The sequence below is a fragment of the Streptococcus suis YS56 genome (assembly GCF_000440115.1).
GTDB classification, from domain to species: Bacteria; Bacillota; Bacilli; order Lactobacillales; family Streptococcaceae; genus Streptococcus; species Streptococcus suis_L.
This window is the reverse complement of record NZ_ALMY01000081.1, coordinates 19,147-35,387: the sequence shown is the minus strand read 5'-3', so window position 1 is coordinate 35,387 and position 16,241 is coordinate 19,147. Positions and strand designations below refer to the sequence as shown.

At 38.6% G+C, this 16,241-nt stretch carries 18 protein-coding genes; 3 read left to right on the top strand and 15 right to left on the bottom strand.

Annotated features, from left to right (window positions below; genetic code table 11):
* Positions 1-96 precede the first annotated feature (96 nt).
* Complete coding sequence (locus tag SST62_RS0110045; protein WP_029187249.1) at positions 97-411, top strand: helix-turn-helix domain-containing protein; 315 nt, start codon at positions 97-99, stop codon at positions 409-411.
* Positions 412-491: 80 nt separating this feature from the next.
* Here SST62_RS0110045 and mcrC read toward each other — a convergent pair whose 3' ends face one another.
* Together mcrC and SST62_RS0110035 are read right to left on the bottom strand one after the other, a co-directional pair.
* Complete coding sequence (gene mcrC / locus SST62_RS0110040) at positions 492-1,541, bottom strand: 5-methylcytosine-specific restriction endonuclease system specificity protein McrC (protein WP_029187248.1); 1,050 nt, start codon at positions 1,539-1,541, stop codon at positions 492-494.
* Complete coding sequence (locus SST62_RS0110035) at positions 1,538-3,235, bottom strand: AAA family ATPase (RefSeq protein ID WP_029187247.1); 1,698 nt, start codon at positions 3,233-3,235, stop codon at positions 1,538-1,540. The genes mcrC and SST62_RS0110035 overlap by 4 nt, the downstream gene beginning before the upstream one ends.
* Positions 3,236-3,429: 194 nt before the next feature.
* On the opposite strand from SST62_RS0110035, the gene SST62_RS0110030 reads away from it, so the two are divergent.
* Complete coding sequence (locus SST62_RS0110030) at positions 3,430-4,218, top strand: hypothetical protein (protein WP_029187246.1); 789 nt, start codon at positions 3,430-3,432, stop codon at positions 4,216-4,218.
* 119 nt (positions 4,219-4,337) lie between these two features.
* Positions 4,338-5,195, top strand: coding sequence for a hypothetical protein (locus tag SST62_RS0110025; RefSeq protein WP_029752299.1), 858 nt, complete (start codon positions 4,338-4,340; stop codon positions 5,193-5,195).
* Positions 5,196-5,223: 28 nt separating this feature from the next.
* Here the strand turns inward: SST62_RS0110025 and SST62_RS0110020 are convergent, their stop codons facing one another.
* The 13 genes from SST62_RS0110020 to SST62_RS0109955 all read right to left on the bottom strand — a co-directional run bounded on the left by SST62_RS0110020 (position 5,224) and on the right by SST62_RS0109955 (position 16,146).
* On the bottom strand, positions 5,224-5,571 hold the full coding sequence (locus tag SST62_RS0110020; protein WP_024378649.1) for an HIRAN domain-containing protein: 348 nt from the start codon (positions 5,569-5,571) through the stop codon (positions 5,224-5,226).
* Between the two features lie 21 nt (positions 5,572-5,592).
* A complete protein-coding gene (locus tag SST62_RS0110015; protein ID WP_029187245.1) occupies positions 5,593-6,342 on the bottom strand; it encodes a DUF6287 domain-containing protein in 750 nt (249 codons plus the stop codon).
* A gap of 16 nt (positions 6,343-6,358) precedes the next feature.
* Positions 6,359-7,117, bottom strand: a complete 759-nt coding sequence (locus SST62_RS0110010) for an SDR family NAD(P)-dependent oxidoreductase (RefSeq protein WP_029187244.1) — start codon at positions 7,115-7,117, stop codon at positions 6,359-6,361.
* Positions 7,118-7,219: 102 nt separating this feature from the next.
* A complete protein-coding gene (locus SST62_RS0110005) occupies positions 7,220-7,819 on the bottom strand; it encodes a lysozyme family protein (RefSeq protein ID WP_002934990.1) in 600 nt (199 codons plus the stop codon).
* A complete protein-coding gene (locus SST62_RS0110000; protein ID WP_029187243.1) occupies positions 7,820-8,794 on the bottom strand; it encodes a nucleoid-associated protein in 975 nt (324 codons plus the stop codon).
* A complete protein-coding gene (glyA, locus tag SST62_RS0109995; RefSeq protein WP_029187242.1) occupies positions 8,794-10,053 on the bottom strand; it encodes a serine hydroxymethyltransferase in 1,260 nt (419 codons plus the stop codon). The genes SST62_RS0110000 and glyA overlap by 1 nt, the downstream gene beginning before the upstream one ends.
* A gap of 13 nt (positions 10,054-10,066) precedes the next feature.
* Positions 10,067-10,498 (bottom strand): GNAT family N-acetyltransferase, encoded by a 432-nt coding sequence (locus SST62_RS0109990; protein ID WP_029187241.1) that lies wholly within the window; start codon positions 10,496-10,498, stop codon positions 10,067-10,069.
* Positions 10,499-10,584: 86 nt separating this feature from the next.
* Entirely contained in the window at positions 10,585-11,067 is a 483-nt protein-coding gene (locus tag SST62_RS0109985; RefSeq protein ID WP_029187240.1) for a hypothetical protein, read from the bottom strand.
* 22 nt (positions 11,068-11,089) lie between these two features.
* Positions 11,090-11,689: an L-threonylcarbamoyladenylate synthase gene (locus tag SST62_RS0109980; protein WP_029187239.1), complete on the bottom strand. Its 600-nt coding sequence runs from the start codon at positions 11,687-11,689 to the stop codon at positions 11,090-11,092.
* On the bottom strand, positions 11,676-12,509 hold the full coding sequence (gene prmC, locus SST62_RS0109975) for a peptide chain release factor N(5)-glutamine methyltransferase (protein ID WP_029187238.1): 834 nt from the start codon (positions 12,507-12,509) through the stop codon (positions 11,676-11,678). Before prmC ends, SST62_RS0109980 begins: the two co-directional genes overlap by 14 nt.
* Positions 12,509-13,588, bottom strand: coding sequence for a peptide chain release factor 1 (gene prfA / locus SST62_RS0109970; RefSeq protein ID WP_015646857.1), 1,080 nt, complete (start codon positions 13,586-13,588; stop codon positions 12,509-12,511). Before prfA ends, prmC begins: the two co-directional genes overlap by 1 nt.
* Positions 13,589-13,867: 279 nt before the next feature.
* Positions 13,868-14,449: a thymidine kinase gene (locus SST62_RS0109965; protein ID WP_012028098.1), complete on the bottom strand. Its 582-nt coding sequence runs from the start codon at positions 14,447-14,449 to the stop codon at positions 13,868-13,870.
* A gap of 383 nt (positions 14,450-14,832) precedes the next feature.
* A complete protein-coding gene (locus SST62_RS0109955; RefSeq protein WP_029187236.1) occupies positions 14,833-16,146 on the bottom strand; it encodes an excalibur calcium-binding domain-containing protein in 1,314 nt (437 codons plus the stop codon).
* Positions 16,147-16,241 lie beyond the last annotated feature (95 nt).

Sequence of the window (16,241 nt, the reverse complement as noted above, 5' to 3'; positions counted from 1 at the left end):
GTAGACTAATTTATTTATTATTTTTAGTATAAAAACTAGTTATATTAGTTTTCATTTCCTCGTATCATTTATATAGTAGTGAGGAAGTGAAAACAAATGACATTAAAACAATATATCGGTACTCGAGTTCGACAAATACGAAAAGAGAAAAATCTGAGTCAACAACTGTTAAGTGAAAAAGCAGAGGTCGGAATAGATTATATTTCCAATCTCGAAACAAAAGGTTCAAATATAAAAGTTGATACACTTGAAAAAATCATTTCTGCTCTTGAAATTGAAGTGTCTGATTTTTTCCAAGTAGTAGATTCAACCACAAATTACAATGTTTTGAACGAGTTAAACAAACTTCCGACAAAGAAACGTGAAGAACTGGAAGAAATCATTCTACTGATGATAAAATCTCTCCAATAAGGATAGAAAAGTACAAAAAAGGCTTTAGCTAGTATTTATATGCTAACTAAGGCCTTTTGTTTTCTAGCTTAAAACTCTAACTAGTACCGTTTGGGAGGGGATAGAAAATGCGATGTAATGATGTCATCCAGTTGTTCAGCAATACTTGCAAACTGCAGGTTTAAGTCCAAATTTTTGACACTAATCTGGTTTCCATGCATTTGGTAGACCTGATTAGGTTGAATATCTATATCGGTTTTAGCGTATAGAAGCATTCCTGCTACTGTATCGTTTGAATCTGACAGGCGATAAGCCTGATTTTTCACATAGGTAAAAATTTGGTATAGATTATTTGAATGGAGTGTGCGCTTATCAAAGCGAATCTGTGTGTTACTAGAATAATATTTAGCATCAATAATCAATATAGTATCTTTATATTTGAGGTAAATATCACTCTGCATGATGGGGAGCATTTCTCCAAAACCATCATCTAGTGCCCAAGGTATCTGAGAGGCGGTAACCTGTATTTTGGGATAATGCTTTTTATAATATCCAAGAATGAACTTCTCATATAGCAAGGATTCCCTCCGCTCATCAAGAAAATTCATCAATTTCTTATTCCCCTCCCTCTCTGTATGAATTAATCCATTCACTACCAAATAGCAGATTGACATTAGTAATTGATACGACTGATTGTTTCGATTATATTGTAAATTCCAATTGATTGAGTGTAGATTAATTTTTGAGACTTCTCCAAAGAAAACTAAGAGTTTTCTCAATTTCTTTTTCCTGTCCCTGCTTATATCAGCTTTTAGCAGTATCTCAATGCTTGCTTTGATAATGCGATTCATTGTACTGTCAAGAGAAAAATCATCGTATTGGCAAACAAGTTGCTTTCTACGCCAATTCGGAGGTGTTAAAGATTCAGCGATATGTATTTTACCTTTAAGTGCCGAGAGTGACTCGGTTTGAGAACGATACTCTCGACCAAGTCCTCTTTTCACCTGTATCGAGAGGCTGATTATCATTATTTCCGCCAGTAGATCTGCAGCATTTTTAAATTCTTCGGTAGCAATCCGTTTATATTCCTGCTTATGAAGGATTTTGAATGCGTAGGATAGCATATAGTAGATATTTTGGACAGGTATCACTGGATGGTACTCCTTAACTTACTACTCCAATCATGAATTTTTGTCGGTTCATCAAACCAATATTCTTTCAAGAGGGGAATCAGTTCATATTCAACAATGGCTTCTAGCAAACCTTGGTCCAGTACTTCTGCCGATAAACCGCAGAAGTAACTATGCCCAATACAGAAGCTATCTCCCAGTACTTCCTCTGTTGAAATGGCCTGATTTAGCTTTTCTACACAGGAAATGAGTCTATCGAATTTTTCGTTTTTCAGATTTGTTTGATAATCTTTGAATCCCGCAGTTGAAAAACCTGGCTTGATGTCAAAGAAGGCAAAGCGTCGTCTCAGTGCATAATCAAGTAGGGCTAAACTCCTATCTGCGGTATTCATCATGCCGATGATATATAGATTTTCTGGAATTGAGAATTGCTCATCCGAGTAGAGGAGCTGTAAAGACTTGCCTCGTTTGTCATTTTCTATCAGCATAAACAATTCACCAAAAATTTTGCTCAAATTTCCCCTGTTTATTTCATCAATAATAAAGAAATAATCATGACCCTTGTCAGACTCTGCTTTTTTGCAGAAAGTATAGAATGCTCCTCTTCTCAGCTCAAAGCCACTTATCGAAGGCCTAAAGCCCATGATGAAGTCCTCGTAGGAATAGCTTTGGTGAAACTGAATTGTCATGACCTTTTCTAAATCTGGTTTACCCATTAATGAAAATGCTAGGCGTTCTGCAACAAACGTCTTTCCAACTCCTGGCGCTCCTTGTAAGATGATATTCTTTTTCATTTGGAGTATGGAGGTTAATTGATCATACTCTTCTTCTGTCATATAGACTTCTGATAGGAAGTGATTTTTCGTATAGCTATCTTCTACTACCTCTTCACTACCTATCTCGTTTCCAGTATCAGCTTCATCAGCCAGTGGAGAAATTGCTCCAGCACTTCTTTCCTTCTCTTCTTGATTGATCTGTTTAGAGTATTTCCAAGCCATGGATGATAAATCTTTAAAATCTTTCAGTTTGCTCTCTGCACTGTTTAAATAATGATGCATAGAGTCCGAGATATAAAAATAATCATCGGCAGAAATTTTTGGCTTCATCTTTGGTAGTTTTTTGATGACATCAGTAGGAATCTCCCCAGATTCGTATACATACCACTTATTTCTGCTATCTAAGTTCAAGAAAAAGTCAGGAGCAATCCAATACAAGGCCATCGTAATCTTGCTGTTGCCATTTCCTTTCTTGTTTATAGCCAAATCAAAATAGTGTGAAAATTTTTCTTTCTTCTCAGCCGTAGGCTCCTTGCTATAGGTCAAAGCAGCAATAAAAAGTTCCCATAAGTCATCAATATCTTTCTCATCACGATCTCCGATAAAGTAATAGAAAGTCGCATTCTGATTCATCAGTACTGGTATGCTTTCAAAAGAGGATGGGATTTCCGTTTGGAGGTTGAATAATTCTGCTATAGCTGTCAGAATTTTAATGCGATTCTCCTCTTTTATTTGCTTATTGAAGAGTCCAAATATCGTAAAAGGATCAATATCTATCAGTTGATTGTCCTTTTCTAACGTGGGCATATGTATCTTGGTTTTGGTATAGATAGCTTTTACTTTCTCAACCAGCTCTGCTCTATTATCTTTATAGTCTAGTAATTTCCAAGCAAATTCCTTATAAAAGTTTACCCAATTGAATTGATATTGTTCATCCATAGTATCCTCCAACGGTGTTGTATCTACACCTATTAAATTATGAGTTCGAATTACCTATATTTTATCATTAAACATTCCTGTCGTAAACTTAGAATTTATATACTTGTGTAACCGTTTAATGTGGTACCATAAAATAGTTGCTTTTTATATTTTTATATGATAATATATGGATGAAAACGTTTTAGAAAGGTGTGATGGCTGTGTTGAAATACTCGAAAGTGCTGTTACTTGTCTTGCTTATTGCCACTGGTCTATCTTGTATCGGAATCTACTGGCTCGGAAAAGAGCAAAATAGACTATTAAATGAGCAGTGGCATGCCTTGAACATACGCATTATTAATGATCTAGGAACAAAAATTGATGCCATTGGTGGTCCGCAAAATCCGCGTATCATTGGATTCTTTCAGCGAGATGACACTACTGCTATCAGCCAGCGGATTGGTACAGCTTCTGAGGAGGAACTGAAAATAGCTAAACCTGACAATCTATTCCAGAAAGAGTGGATTGTTCTCTATCCTCAAACGCGTAGCAGTCCCTTTGAAAATACTTCTGCCTATGCAGTAATGAAAACCAGTATCAAGGCTGACTGGCTCCATGTGACTACTTCGTCAGAGACGGAATTAGATATTTTTTATGAGAAGGCAGATGAAAGCTTGTTGACCTTGGAAGACTTGGTGCAAGACAAGGAAAGTTTTCGTGCTACACTAAAAACAATCCTAGTTTCAGCTAAAAATGAGGCTGAAATTCAAGTTCAAAAAGATATTTTAGAAATGTTCGAGAGTGATGATTGGTCTGCTATTCCCTTTGCTTACACTGAAAAATCTCTGATATTGGAGAAAGCTGTCATTTCAATTTCTGCATTTGTAGATAGTCTAAATCCCTACTATTTTTCAGAACAAACCCTTGCAGATTTGCATTTATCAGAAGAATCGCGCCAGGCTTTAGAAGATTCGGTAGATAAGACAATCATCACCTATCCTTGAATAAACGGTGGGAGTGGGAAAGTCGTCATGGATGTCTTTCCCAGTTTCTTTACATTTTTGTTTAACAAATTAAACGTTTTTTTGTGGATTTGAAAAATATTTTTTGTTATACTTGTGTTATGAAAACATCAACACTTGGAAAGTTACTAGAATTACCAAATTTTCACCACTTCTACACCGTTCCAATTAGAGAAAATACGGAGTCTTCTGGAAATTATATAATTGTTTTTGAACAGGACAAGCAACCTGTATTTGTTGATTTGAAAAATGAGACTGGTCACACTCGTGAGGTACGCTTTGCCAGTCATTTTGACAGCGCCGGTCTTCTGGTTGGATTGGGAGCCATTCCTATCAATTATTGGCCTACCTGCCAGATTCTTGGTGTGAAGAAAAATAATAATCGACGAGGACTTAGTCTATCTAGTCTGATGGATGGTTATGGACGTCTACCTATTTTTAAGGAAATGGCAGAGCGTTATAGAGCGCGTGGACAATCAACCATTTATGACCCCTACCGTTATTCGTATACTATTGATGAGAAAAAGGTTATTAAGGATAATCAATTAACCCTTATTCCAAAGAAAGAATACGAAAAGATAAAAGATTTTCATCCTTTTTTGCAAACAAAGCATGGAAATGTTTATGCAGTTCCTTGTTTCTATCAAGACAGAAAACGAAATCAGATAACAAAAATCTATATTATGGGCTGGTACTTTTATGAGAAGCAATTAAAAATATCTTGGAAACCTTCTCATTCTCGTAAAAGCCGCTGGCGTTCTTCGCTTGTTTCAGTTGATAAATTATCGGACCGCTTCTTCTTTCAAGGAGAATTGTATAAAAAAGGAACCTATCCAGTGTTCCTTGAAGACCTCACAATAAAAAATAAGGCCTACCAACATCGCCTGGATAGGGAGTTTGCAGCCTTTTTAAGTATTATTGAAGAACAAAAACGGAGGGCACAGCTCCGTGTTAAGTAGAAAATGGTTAGGTTGGTAAATTACCGACCTAACCATTTTTACGATTATCTTTTAGTTTTACAACGACTCGAAACTGGCGATCAGGATGATTTTCTGTATTGGACATCTGAATACGTGCCTCTAGAATATCGCCGTGTCCAAAATAGATTAACCGACTGATTAGTGAGTTTTTATCCGATGGGATATATCCTAACTTTGTGCCCTGATAAAAGATTGCTACAGCTTCTGAGTCATGTGGGTTTGAAGGCTCTCCGACTAGCTGAACAGGTGTTCCTGGTTTGAGTTGGTCGATTACATCTAGTCCATCATAGTAGGCAAAGGCTGCCAAATGAAAATCTTGAACATTGCGTGTTGGTTCAAATGATGTGAATGTCATGTCTAACCTCCTAGAGAATCATTATGGTTGATAAACAATTTGATAATCTGCATTGATAATGACACCGTTTTGGTAAATAGTATAACGGGCATTATCATCGCCTTCCAAAATATTATAAGGAATAGATTCGGTGCGCGTGTAGTTACCTTCAATGACGCGCCAATTGTTTTCGCCTAAAATTGAGTTGGCATAATCAATCGTTTTTGGCCCACTATCCAACTGGATGCCTGTTTCAGTATTTTTTAATGGGTCTATACCGCTAGTGGCTGAATTGGTCAAGCGATAATAAACATCTACTACGTCTGCTGCTATTTCTTGGCTTATTACAATCATTCTATCGCGCGTAGAGTCAGTAGTGTCTGTCTCAGTTGTATTCGCTTGTGTTCCTTTGGGAATCATTAATAGTGTTACATCGCCAATCGTTGCGTCTACATAGCCTGTTTCAAAAATTCCATCAGTTATTTTTCCGCGGCCAAGTAAGGACTGGCTATCTGCTACTAATCCTTTGCTATTGAAGACTAGTGAATTTCCTTGACTATTTTGCCAGGTGCCTAGTATACTGTCGTAATTGCCTTGCATTAGAGCATCTATATCCATAGAACTAAGAGAAATCTCACGTTGGATTGTTGATGAAGTGCTTGTATTGGCATTAGAAACCTGGGTATCAGCAGTTGAGGTACTTGCGGAACTGCCCTTCTTTTCAGTTTGACAGGCAGAAAGTGACATGATAGTGAGCAAGCCAAGAGCGAGTGCTAAATATTTTCTTTTCATTCTAGCTATCTCCCCTCTAATCTCTATGAATAGTAAAGCCAGTTGCCTGCTTGGTTGCCATAATGGTCATATCAGAAATCTGCACGTGTGCAGGTTGATTTGCAACAAATAGCGTACAGTTGGCAATATCATTTGCTTGAAGAGCATCGATTCCCTGATAGACTGTCGCTGCTCTCTCTTTATCTCCATGAAAACGGACTTGGCTAAAATCAGTCTCAACGATACCGGGTTGTAACGTAGTTACCTTGATATTTTTATCAATCGTGTCAATACGGATCCCGTCTGAAAGCACCTTGACAGCTGATTTGGTTGCAGCATAGACAGCAGCTCCTGCATAGGCGTAAATACCGGCCGTTGATCCAATATTGATAATATGACCCTCATTATTTTCAACCATTTGTGGCAATAACTGACGTGTTACAGTTAGTAATCCTTTAATATTGGTATCAATCATTGTCATCATGTCAGTCAAATCATAGTCTTGAAATTTGTCCAATCCCAATGCCAGGCCAGCATTGTTTACCAAAATATGAATTTGTCCAACTTCTTCTATGATTTTTTGGCAATTTACAATCGTTTGTTCCATATTCGTAACATCAAATGAATGAACTGATACCTGAACATGGTATTGTTTTTCAATATCTTGCTTAATTTCTTCTAGTTTGTCCAATCTTCGTCCTGTAATGATGATATTATCACCATTAGCAGCAAACACATAAGCGATTGCTTTGCCAATGCCACTACTTGCACCTGTAATCAATACATTTCGTTTCATCACTCTGTCTCCTATTCTCTTTATTATACTACAATTTTACCTAGTTTGTAAAAATGCTGTAGTTAAAAAAACTCATCAGATTTCCGATGAGTTTGATAGGTATTAAAATAAATTAATGAGGCGCATCAGGTGCATATTAAAACGAACCTGTCTAGCATAGTAGATATTTCCACCATTTACATATAACTTCCCACCATTTAGCAAAGCCAAGGGGTGAAAATAGGTATACGTTTCTTCTGTAGTATTCCCTAAGCTTGGTGCTACTACTGTTCTGGAGTATTCTTTCGCTAAAGAGAGTGTATGTTCTCCACCATGCTCAGCAATATAGTCAATATAGGCTGGACCGAAATTATACGCCTGAACTGCTGTCCAAACCTCTACTCCTTTTTCCTCAGCCAACCGTAGGTTTTCTGTCAGGTAGATAATTCCTTGCCGGATACTCTCTCTACTATCCGTGATGGTGTTAGCATAGCCAGTAGCGGACTCACTTGATTGCATGACATCTGCTTCTTGTCCCTTGGTTTCTGTGTAAATCATTGCTAGGACTAGTTCTTCATTAGCTGGTGTATCGTTTTCTGCCAATACTTCTTGTACCATAGTTTGATAGGTCATCACTTGCTTTACTGCACTGTAGGTTTGATAGAATTTGTAACCGAGAAAAATCAGCAAAAGAAGTATCAGCGTACGTATCAGTTTTTTCATTTACTTGCTCTTTATGTCTTCAATATTTTTGATAAGAATAGAATAGGTTCCGTTATCATTTTGAATAAACTCAACCGATTCTGCATCCTCATAGATTGCATTTGGCACAATCAACTCAATTCCGTTTGATAAAGATAGCTTCTGATTTTCAAATTTCTTAAGTTGACGGCTACTATCAATTTCATCGAAGGAAATCTTATCAGGTATGACCTCTTTCAGTTGATCGACGAAATTTAAACGAGCAGTCAGGTTGTTATCGAATAACTGATCAGCCAATTTTTCAGGTGAAAGCTCGTTATCTTCTTCCAAATTGTTGAAAATAGCTGACTTGACTTTCGATTGAAATTGAAAATCACCTTGATGGAAATTATCAGCAATCTTCTGTGCAGTTTGCTCTACTGCTTTGATTGATTTTTTTGCAGAAATAGCTGGTGTAACTTGCAGAAGATTATCTGAGAAATAATTGAGGAAGGCTCCGTTGTGTTTTATTCTTTTCTCAATCAAATGATACTTACGCGTCTGAAGATTGACAATCAAGGCCTCATCTGGAGCCGACCCTGCCCCTGGTAAATTATTTTGAGTGATTTTTAGCGGGCTATCGCTTTCCAGACCAACGTGGGCGAGATTTTCACGCAGTGAGATTCTCAAAAAGGCAAAATGTTCAACACCGTTTCGTTCAAACTCTATAAAAATGAGGTCATTGGTTTTTAAATTCTCAGAAATTGAAAATTCTTCTTTCCATAGATTAGCAATCTTGACAGAGTTTGTCAGTAGGTCACCATCTAAATAGTCAAGAAAAGGATTGTCGGGGTTAAATTGTCCTGTTTTTGCTTCATCAGAAAAGACACGTTCAATCTTTTTACGCAAATATTCTTCTATTTTGGGGCTAACAGTCAAAAGCTGGTCGGCAAGGACCAGCTCTGTATCATCAGGACTAAATTGATGTATGATGGCTTTTTTTACAAATATATCCATTATAAACCTTCGTAAAGTGGGAATTGATCTGTCAAAGCACGCACTTCTTGACGGACTTCCTCAAGAGCGGTTTCATTTTCTGCATTTTCAAGTGCTTTGATAGTTAGTTGTGCAACCTTGCGAGCTTCCTCTACTCCAAAACCGCGAGCGGTAATGGCCGCAGAGCCAATACGGATACCGCTTGTTTTGAATGGTGAGAGTTTTTCGTAAGGAATTGAATTTTTATTGAGAGTAATATTTACTTCATCCAAGAGATGCTGAGCAACTTTACCGTTTTCAACGACCTTTGTCACGTCAACTAGGAAGAGATGGTTGTCTGTTCCTCCTGTGATGACTTTAAAGTTAGGGTTTGCAAGGAAGACTTCAGCCATGGCCTTGCTGTTTTCAATCACTTTTTGAGCATAGTCTTTGAAAGCTGGGTCCAAAACTTCTTTGAAAGATACGGCTTTTGCAGCAATAACATGCTCTAATGGACCACCTTGGATGCCTGGGAAGATGGCGGAGTTGATTTTCTTGATGAGCTCTTCATCATTGGTCAAAATCAAACCACCACGAGGTCCACGAAGTGTTTTGTGAGTTGTTGTTGTTGTGATATGAGCGTGTGGAACTGGGTTTGGATGGAGACCAGCAGCTACAAGACCAGCAATATGGGCCATGTCCACCATCAATTTTGCACCAACTGCATCAGCAATTTCACGGAATTTAGCAAAGTCAATTGTACGTGCATAGGCTGAAGCACCTGCTACAATCAATTTTGGCTGTACTTCTTTTGCTTGTTTTAAAATTGCATCGTAATCAAGCAAGCCAGTTTCTTCATCAACATTGTAAGCGACAAAGTTGTAAGTTTGTCCTGAGAAGCTAACGGATGCACCGTGAGTCAAGTGACCACCTGCAGCTAAGTCCATCCCCATAACAGTGTCTCCTGGCTCAATCAAGGCCATGTAGGCAGCACAATTGGCCTGGCTTCCTGAGTGTGGCTGAACGTTAGCAAATTTTGCGCCGAATATTTCTTTAGCACGTTCAATAGCTAAACTTTCAACTACGTCAACGCATTCCGTACCGCCATAGTAACGACGACCTGGGTAACCTTCTGCGTATTTATTGGTCAAAATAGAACCTTGAGCTGCCATAACAGCTTTAGAAACAACGTTTTCAGACGCAATCAATTCGATATTATTTTGTTGGCGTTTTTCTTCAGCTTGGATAGCTTCCCAAACTTCTTTGTCGAAATCTTTGTAGTCAACTTTGTCAAAAATCATGTGCGGTACTCCTTTATAAGTGCTTGATAAAGCGATATTGTAATTTGTCAGATTCATATCCCAAATGCTCGTTAAAACGATGGGCTTGTTTACGGTGTTCAGCTGAATTGAGGCGAATGAAAGATAGTCCTTTGTCTATAGCTAGTTTTTCAACTGCTTGTAACAATTTTGAACCAATTCCCTTGCCTTGGCATTCTGAAAGAACAGCCAATCCCAGAATATTAAGACCACGATTTGAATACAGACTTTCATAGATTTGAGCATGAATATAGCCTGATACTTGACCAGTTTCATCGTCCTCAAAAACCAAGATAATATGTCCATTAGTCTCTGAACAACGTTTAAATTGTATTTCTGTTTGCTCAAGAGGAACATCGTAGCCCAAGACTTGTGCATTTATTTCTCTAATCGCTGACAAATCTGCATACTCAATATTTCGAATCATGTCGTAATCCTCGAATTCCGTAGCATGAATTACTTCCTAAATTTTTTGTAGTCAACTTTGTCAATAATTATGTACGGTAATCCTGTCTATTTCTTTGTATTATTGATGCCTAAAATTGTTAAACCAATGGCCAGACTTCCAACTATAAAGTAACCAGCTGTATTTAGCAATTTTCCTAACCACTCTTTATTTTTAGAATCTAGTGAGTCAAGTTTTTCAATAATATCTTGCATTTCGGACAAGTAATATTTCTTTTCTTCAAAAGTTAGATGTTCATCTTCTAACATTCTTTCCAAAATATTCAATTTTTGTTTACAGGCTTCGAAAATAGCTTTTTGCGTTACTTCGTTGCTCTCCATAGCCTTGTCAACAACAATTTGAAATTCTTTAATAGAGGTCTTGGCTCCATTAATAAACTCTGGAAATTGTGCTACTATTGCTTTAGCAACTTCTGGATCAACTTCAGCAAGTTTTGAATTTAATTCAAGAATATCTTCTTTAGAAAATTCTCTAAAGTTAACTTTATTAAATCTTTTAAGTAGTGCCTTTTCTTGTTTATTATATTCCATAAAGTCAATCCTCCAAAAAATTTTACTCAAATTCTATTTCAGGGACAGCAGCTTGGATCTCTTCCCGGCTGATACTGCCTTGTCGGAGAATTCTAGCTTTTGGTCCTGAAAGATCTAAGATGGTTGAATCAATTCCAGTCAAGGCCTCGTCATCGGCTATCCCTTCCAATTTTTCAGAGAATTGTGATAGGACTTTGGTAAACTCTTTACCACTTTCTTGTCCTGAAACATTAGCTGATGGTCCGATTAAGGGACCCGTTTCCGCAATCAAACGAAGGGTTTTTTCGTGTTTTGGTAGACGAAATCCAACAGTATCCAGGCCAGAATTAACCCAAAAAGGAACATTGGCGTTCGCTTTCAGGATAATCGTTAGCGGTCCTGGCATAAATCTATTATACAGTTTTTCTAGATAATGAGGGGGATTTTGACTGAAAAAATAAATATCGTTCAGATTTGAGACATTTAAGTTCATGGCCTTGTCCCTAGGGCGCTGTTTCAACTGATAGACACGATTGACCGCTTCTTCATTTAAGGCTTGAGCAAAGAGTCCGTAAACTGTCTCAGTCGGCAAAACCACGGCTCCACCATTTTCAAGGATTGTCCGGAGTTTATCCATTGTCATCCGCCACAACCTTTCTATCCTGACCAAATTGGTCTTTGAGGACTCGGATTCGTTTTTCGGGGAAATGCAGAGCGAGCAAGTCGGTTAGGTCTTGCCCTTGCTTGTAGCCAATTTCAAAGTAGAGTTTCCCATCCTCTTTCAAAAAGGCCCCTGCTTGCTCCGCAATTTGTCTATAGATAGCCAGACCATCTTCTTCCGCAAATAAGGCCAGATGTGGCTCTGAAGTCAATACATTGAGTCCAACTTCGTCTGTGTCATCCGGCGAGATGTAGGGAGGATTGGAAACAATGATGTCATATTGCCCATTCACTGCTTGCAAGACATCCGATTCTAGAAAGTGAACAGAGACTTGGTTGGTTCTTGCATTTTCCTGAGCCACTGCTAAGGCATCCTCAGAAATATCCACCGCTACTACTTCCCAATCAGGTCTAGCTTTTGCAAGGGAAATAGCTATGGCACCGCTTCCTGTACCGATGTCTAATATACGCAAACCTGCTCCGCTATTTTCCTGCAAAATCAAATCGACTAATTCTTCCGTTTCAGGTCTTGGAATCAAGACTCGCTCATCTACCGTGAACTCCAAGCCATGAAAATCAGCCTTGCCGATAATGTACTGGGCAGGTCGGTGCTGGGAAAGTTGCTGAAAAATCGCATCAATCTCTTCTTTGTCGGTCGGTGTGACTTCCTGACGGAGCAGGAGAAGAAATTCCGTAAAGTTCAATCCCTTTAAGCCACGAAAGGTGAAGGACAGGGATTCTGCCTCTTCACCGATTGCGACTAATTGTTCTTCGTATGCTGCAAATAATTGAGCGTAATTCATTATTTGTTAAGCTCTTCTAGTTTTTGCGTCTGATCGTAAAGCACAAGAGCATCTACGACTTCGTCCATCTTACCTGACAAAATGGTATCCAGCTTTTGCAAGGTCAAGCCGATACGGTGGTCTGTCACGCGGTTTTGTGGGAAGTTGTAAGTACGGATACGCTCTGAACGGTCACCTGTACCGATGGTTGATTTGCGCTCTGCGTCTTGCTCATCTTGGGCAATCTGTGCAAAGTGGTCCGCAACCCGGGCACGGATGATCTTCATGGCCTTTTCACGGTTTTTCTGCTGGGTCCGTTCTTCCTGCATCTCTACCTTGATGTTGGTTGGCAAGTGCACGATACGCACGGCAGTCGCAACCTTGTTGACGTTCTGTCCACCAGCACCAGATGCGTGGTAAATATCGACACGAAGATCTTTTGGATCGATGTCATATTCTACTTCTTCCACTTCTGGCATGATGAGAACGGTTGCTGTTGAGGTGTGGACACGACCTTGGCTTTCTGTCACAGGGACACGTTGGACACGATGAGCTCCTGATTCATACTTAAGTTTTGAATATACAGATTGACCAGAGACCATGGCAACCACTTCCTTGATACCGCCGACACCATTGTAAGAAGCCTCCATGACTTCAAAACGCCAGCCTTGACCTTCTGCATACTTTTGGTACATGGTCAAAAGGTCACCAGCAAAGAGGGCAGCTTCATCACCACCTGCGGCACCACGGATTTCCAAGATGATGTTTTTGTCATCGTTAGGGTCTTTTGGTAAAAGAAGGATTTTCAGCTTTTCTTCGTAAGCCTCTTTGTCAGCTTTAGCTTGTTTGAGTTCTTCCTTAGCCATTTCCTCCAAGTCAGCATCCCCAGAAGATTCTTTAATCATCTCTTCTGCATCGACAATGTTTTGAAGTACAGTCTTATATTCACGGTAGGCTGTTACTGTATCACGAGTCGCAGCTTCTTCCTTAGACAACTCCATAAAACGCTTGGTATCGCTGACCACATCGGGGTCAGACAACAATTCACCAAGTTCCTCATAGCGGTCCTCCACCGCCTGTAATTGATCGTAGATGTTCATAATTATAAGATATTAAGGGCGTTAAACGAACAAAGCAAAAATAGGAGTTTTGACGAAGGACGAAAGCGTCCTAGGAAAAACTATCTTTTTTGCACAGTTCGTAGCCCGTATTCAATTCCTTTCTAAATATTTGACCGAACACACTTCCAGTTAGCTTGTAGGGCGTGTTCATTTCCTTTCTGTTATTTGTAGGTCATGAAAATTGGCACAGAGTCATAGGCAAATTCAGTTCTATACAGATGCTCAGTTTACAGCCGCTTCTCATTTCATTTTCAAAAATTAGGGTAAATCTTTAATTTCTGGTGAAAAATAATGTTTGCGACAGACAGGAATGTAGGTTTCATTGCCACCAATTTGGATTTGTTCTCCTTCATAAGTAGGTTTTCCATCCTGCGTTCTCAAAACCATTGTCGCTTTTTTAGAACAATATTGGCAGATTGTTTTGATTTCATCTAATTTATCAGCCAATAAGAGCAAATGTTGGGAACCTTCAAACAGTTCATTTCGGAAATCATTTTTAAGACCGAAAGCCATAACGGGTACATCTAATTCATCGACTACGCGAGCAAGTGCGTAGACATGATGACGTCGAAGAAATTGTGCTTCATCAATGAGAACACAGTAAGGACGCGGTTCCATTTTTTCAATAAAACCAAAGATATCCATATCATCGTCAATCGCCACTGCATCTCTTCTCATGCCTATACGACTGGATACAACACCAAATGCATCACGAGTATCAAGTGCAGATGTCATGATAACAACAGGTTTTCCTTGTTCTTCATAGTTGTGGGCAACCTTCAAAATCTCAATGGTTTTTCCTGAGTTCATTGTCCCATATTTATAATATAATTGAGCCACTTTTCTCTTTCCAATCTTAAATTTTCACTCCCTCCATTTTATCATAAAATGGTCCTTATGGAAATAGAAAAACAAGCCCGTTTTGAGCTTGTTTGATATTAAGACCAGGGGAATGATAAGAAATTTCCGACACACTCAAAAATGATTTTAGCTACCTTTGGTTTCCACTTGTAGAGCATAACACATCCATAGATTAAGCTTAGAAAGGAAAAGGTAATCAATAAAGGTCCTTCCCATATACTCTTGGCAAAAACAGTTGCCACTAGATATAAAGATAATCCAGAGACTAGGAACGATAAAATCATACGGTATTTATAGGCCATGAGCAACCCCTCCTTATAAGGGCAGTATAGCACATAATGTAAACGTTGTCAACGATTTTCTTACTCACACCCAACTCCATCTCCATCACGGTCTAAATGACTACCGTAACCTGGTTCTCCACGATAGATTGGTGCAGCTCCTGCTTGTCTAACTGCCTTACAATTTGGATAATATGTGTTTTGAGATGGTGTAGCAGCAAATTGCTGAACTTGGCTTTGTGCTTCTGCTTCTGCAACTTTTTTCGCTTCGGCGGCAAGACGTTCTTCCTCCTCTTTACGTGCTTTCTCAGCAATAGCTTTTTCAGCGTTCCAATATTTGATAATGACTTTGCTATCTTTTTTGATGACCTTATCGTTCATCTCGTTAAAAGATTTTCCATCAATCTCGACCGCAATGATTTGTCCATTTTTAGCAATTTCATTGGTCTCTGTTGCTACTTCAGATACTTGAGAAAAACCACCGTCAGTAAACAATTTTTTAGTATCTGCAGCTGTTTTCATTGAAATGGATGATGGCAGTTCAGCGAAGCTAGAGAAATCGTAGTAGGTGATTACAATGGGGGTTGATTTTTTGCTGATAATCTCCTGTTTGGTGGGCAACTGAAGCTCTGCGCCACCTAGACTAATTTTTTGAATTTTTTCGTGCTTTGCTTTATCCTTGTCTGCAACAGCAGTCCACTTGATATCTGTAAATCCTGCTGTTGTTAGCTGTTTTTCGAGCTCTGGTTTTGTTTTAGTCTCTGCTAGATTTTCTGGTAGTTTGATGTTATCTTTGCTAACGTCAAAATAGGTTAATGTAACAGGGAGACTAGTAGAGTAAAAATGATTGGATTGATAGGTGTGATTTCCGATTTGAAGGCGATCAATCTTATCTTTTTTGTCCGCATTGCCTTCTTCTACTAGCAGAACAGGAGTTAGTTCGACTTGTTTAAAACCTGAATCTTTCAGCTCTTTCTCGACATCTGCTAAATTTTTAGAAGCTGGTAGTTTGAATTCAACGGCATCTTTTTTGGGAACATGGTAGGAGATTGTAATTGGGATATTTTTTAAAGCCCGTCCTTCCTTCCAATCTTCTCCGTCAACAGAGACGAGTTCGACAAGATCGCTCTCCCCTATTTTTCCAAATTCTAAATCAGTAATTTCCACCCCCTGAATATTTTTAAAACCTGCTTCTTGAAGATGTTTTACGACTGTTACATACTGTTGTCCATAAAGGTCATCTTTTTTCGGAAGCTCAGCAGTCATTAATTGTGAACCGATAAATGTTGTAAGTAGGACACCGCCAGTTATTCCTGTTGTTTTCCGATTAAGAAACTTTCTAGATTTTTTTATTGACGTTTCGCTAACTATCTGAGTTGCTTTTTTCTTAAACATAAATCATTCTCCTTATTGTTGATCGCGATATTATTATAACAAAATATAAATATATTTTGCAACATCTTATGAAAATATCCTTGGAGAATCATAAA

What these genes read in the sequence shown, in the direction of transcription:
- SST62_RS0110045 (WP_029187249.1), top strand. Translation starts at nt 97, where the DNA reads ATGACATTAAAACAATATATCGGTACTCGAGTTCGACAAATACGAAAA.
- SST62_RS0110035 (WP_029187247.1), bottom strand. Translation starts at nt 3,235, where the DNA reads ATGGATGAACAATATCAATTCAATTGGGTAAACTTTTATAAGGAATTT.
- SST62_RS0110030 (WP_029187246.1), top strand. Translation starts at nt 3,430, where the DNA reads ATGGCTGTGTTGAAATACTCGAAAGTGCTGTTACTTGTCTTGCTTATT.
- SST62_RS0110025 (WP_029752299.1), top strand. Translation starts at nt 4,338, where the DNA reads ATGAAAACATCAACACTTGGAAAGTTACTAGAATTACCAAATTTTCAC.
- SST62_RS0110020 (WP_024378649.1), bottom strand. Translation starts at nt 5,571, where the DNA reads ATGACATTCACATCATTTGAACCAACACGCAATGTTCAAGATTTTCAT.
- SST62_RS0110015 (WP_029187245.1), bottom strand. Translation starts at nt 6,342, where the DNA reads ATGAAAAGAAAATATTTAGCACTCGCTCTTGGCTTGCTCACTATCATG.
- SST62_RS0110010 (WP_029187244.1), bottom strand. Translation starts at nt 7,117, where the DNA reads ATGAAACGAAATGTATTGATTACAGGTGCAAGTAGTGGCATTGGCAAA.
- SST62_RS0110005 (WP_002934990.1), bottom strand. Translation starts at nt 7,819, where the DNA reads ATGAAAAAACTGATACGTACGCTGATACTTCTTTTGCTGATTTTTCTC.
- SST62_RS0110000 (WP_029187243.1), bottom strand. Translation starts at nt 8,794, where the DNA reads ATGGATATATTTGTAAAAAAAGCCATCATACATCAATTTAGTCCTGAT.
- glyA (WP_029187242.1), bottom strand. Translation starts at nt 10,053, where the DNA reads ATGATTTTTGACAAAGTTGACTACAAAGATTTCGACAAAGAAGTTTGG.
- SST62_RS0109990 (WP_029187241.1), bottom strand. Translation starts at nt 10,498, where the DNA reads ATGATTCGAAATATTGAGTATGCAGATTTGTCAGCGATTAGAGAAATA.
- SST62_RS0109985 (WP_029187240.1), bottom strand. Translation starts at nt 11,067, where the DNA reads ATGGAATATAATAAACAAGAAAAGGCACTACTTAAAAGATTTAATAAA.
- SST62_RS0109980 (WP_029187239.1), bottom strand. Translation starts at nt 11,689, where the DNA reads ATGACAATGGATAAACTCCGGACAATCCTTGAAAATGGTGGAGCCGTG.
- prmC (WP_029187238.1), bottom strand. Translation starts at nt 12,509, where the DNA reads ATGAATTACGCTCAATTATTTGCAGCATACGAAGAACAATTAGTCGCA.
- prfA (WP_015646857.1), bottom strand. Translation starts at nt 13,588, where the DNA reads ATGAACATCTACGATCAATTACAGGCGGTGGAGGACCGCTATGAGGAA.
- SST62_RS0109955 (WP_029187236.1), bottom strand. Translation starts at nt 16,146, where the DNA reads ATGTTTAAGAAAAAAGCAACTCAGATAGTTAGCGAAACGTCAATAAAA.